Genomic DNA, 2,264 nt, shown 5'->3' on the forward strand with positions numbered 1-2,264 from the left:
CAATCAAACTCCGTGATAGCTGGTTCTCCCCGAAATGCATTTAGGTGCAGCGTCGTGTGTTTCTTGCCGGAGGTAGAGCACTGGATAGGCGATGGGCCCTACCGGGTTACTGACCTTAGCCAAACTCCGAATGCCGGTAAGTGAGAGCACGGCAGTGAGACTGTGGGGGATAAGCTCCATGGTCGAGAGGGAAACAGCCCAGAGCATCGACTAAGGCCCCTAAGCGTACGCTAAGTGGGAAAGGATGTGGAGTCGCAGAGACAACCAGGAGGTTGGCTTAGAAGCAGCCACCCTTGAAAGAGTGCGTAATAGCTCACTGGTCAAGTGATTCCGCGCCGACAATGTAGCGGGGCTCAAGCGTACCGCCGAAGTCGTGTCATTGCAGCAATAGGGCCAACGCCCGCTGTGATGGGTAGGGGAGCGTCGTGTGCCGGGTGAAGCAGCCGCGGAAGCGAGTTGTGGACGGTTCACGAGTGAGAATGCAGGCATGAGTAGCGATACACACGTGAGAAACGTGTGCGCCGATTGACTAAGGGTTCCTGGGTCAAGCTGATCTGCCCAGGGTAAGTCGGGACCTAAGGCGAGGCCGACAGGCGTAGTCGATGGACAACCGGTTGATATTCCGGTACCCGCTTTGAAACGCCCAATATCGAGCCCATTAATGCTAAGGCCGTGAAGCCGCCCCGGAGCCTTCGGGCAAAGGGGAGTGGTGGAGCCGCTGACCCAAGGTGGTAGTAGGTAAGCGATGGGGTGACGCAGGAAGGTAGTCCAGCCCGGGCGGTGGTTGTCCCGGGGTAAGGGTGTAGGGCGCTGTCTAGGCAAATCCGGACAGCACGTAGCCTGAGACCTGATGCCGAGCCGATTGTGGTGAAGTGGATGATCCTATGCTGTCGAGAAAAGCCTCTAGCGAGTTTCATGGCGGCCCGTACCCTAAACCGACTCAGGTGGTCAGGTAGAGAATACCGAGGCGTTCGGGTGAACTATGGTTAAGGAACTCGGCAAAATGCCCCCGTAACTTCGGGAGAAGGGGGGCCACCACTGGTGATGACACTTGCTGTCTGAGCTGGGGGTGGCCGCAGAGACCAGCGAGAAGCGACTGTTTACTAAAAACACAGGTCCGTGCGAAGCCGTAAGGCGATGTATACGGACTGACGCCTGCCCGGTGCTGGAACGTTAAGGGGACCGGTTAGTGACCTTTCGGGGTTGCGAAGCTGAGAACTTAAGCGCCAGTAAACGGCGGTGGTAACTATAACCATCCTAAGGTAGCGAAATTCCTTGTCGGGTAAGTTCCGACCTGCACGAATGGCGTAACGACTTCTCGACTGTCTCAACCATAGGCCCGGTGAAATTGCACTACGAGTAAAGATGCTCGTTTCGCGCAGAAGGACGGAAAGACCCCGGGACCTTTACTACAGTTTGATATTGGTGTTCGGTTCGGCTTGTGTAGGATAGGTGGGAGACTTTGAAGCAGCCACGCCAGTGGTTGTGGAGTCGCCGTTGAAATACCACTCTGGTCGTGCTGGATGTCTAACCTCGGTCCGTGATCCGGATCAGGGACAGTGTCTGATGGGTAGTTTAACTGGGGCGGTTGCCTCCCAAAGGGTAACGGAGGCGCCCAAAGGTTCCCTCAGCCTGGTTGGCAATCAGGTGTTGAGTGTAAGTGCACAAGGGAGCTTGACTGTGAGACCGACGGGTCGAGCAGGGACGAAAGTCGGGACTAGTGATCCGGCGGTGGCTTGTGGAAGCGCCGTCGCTCAACGGATAAAAGGTACCCCGGGGATAACAGGCTGATCTTCCCCAAGAGTCCATATCGACGGGATGGTTTGGCACCTCGATGTCGGCTCGTCGCATCCTGGGGCTGGAGTCGGTCCCAAGGGTTGGGCTGTTCGCCCATTAAAGCGGTACGCGAGCTGGGTTTAGAACGTCGTGAGACAGTTCGGTCCCTATCCTCTGTGCGCGCAGGAATATTGAGAAGGGCTGTCCCTAGTACGAGAGGACCGGGACGGACGAACCTCTGGTGTGCCAGTTGTTCTGCCAAGGGCATGGCTGGTTGGCTACGTTCGGGAGGGATAACCGCTGAAAGCATCTAAGCGGGAAGCCTGCTTCGAGATGAGTATTCCCACCTCCTTGAGAGGGTAAGGCTCCCAGTAGACGACTGGGTTGATAGGCCGGATGTGGAAGCCCAGTAATGGGTGGAGCTGACCGGTACTAATAGGCCGAGGGCTTGTCCTCAGTTGCTCGCGTCCACTGTGTTAGTTCTGAAG

1 rRNA gene (cut by a window edge) is annotated in these 2,264 nt (G+C 56.8%); it reads left to right on the forward strand.

Features of this window, described 5'->3' with window-relative positions:
• Positions 1-2,232 (forward strand): 23S ribosomal RNA (locus ACFY8W_RS37985) (it extends 887 nt beyond the left edge of the window).
• The last annotated feature ends 32 nt before the right edge of the window (positions 2,233-2,264 follow it).

The organism is Streptomyces sp. NPDC012637 (assembly GCF_042954805.1).
In the GTDB taxonomy this organism is placed as follows: Bacteria; Actinomycetota; Actinomycetes; order Streptomycetales; family Streptomycetaceae; genus Streptomyces.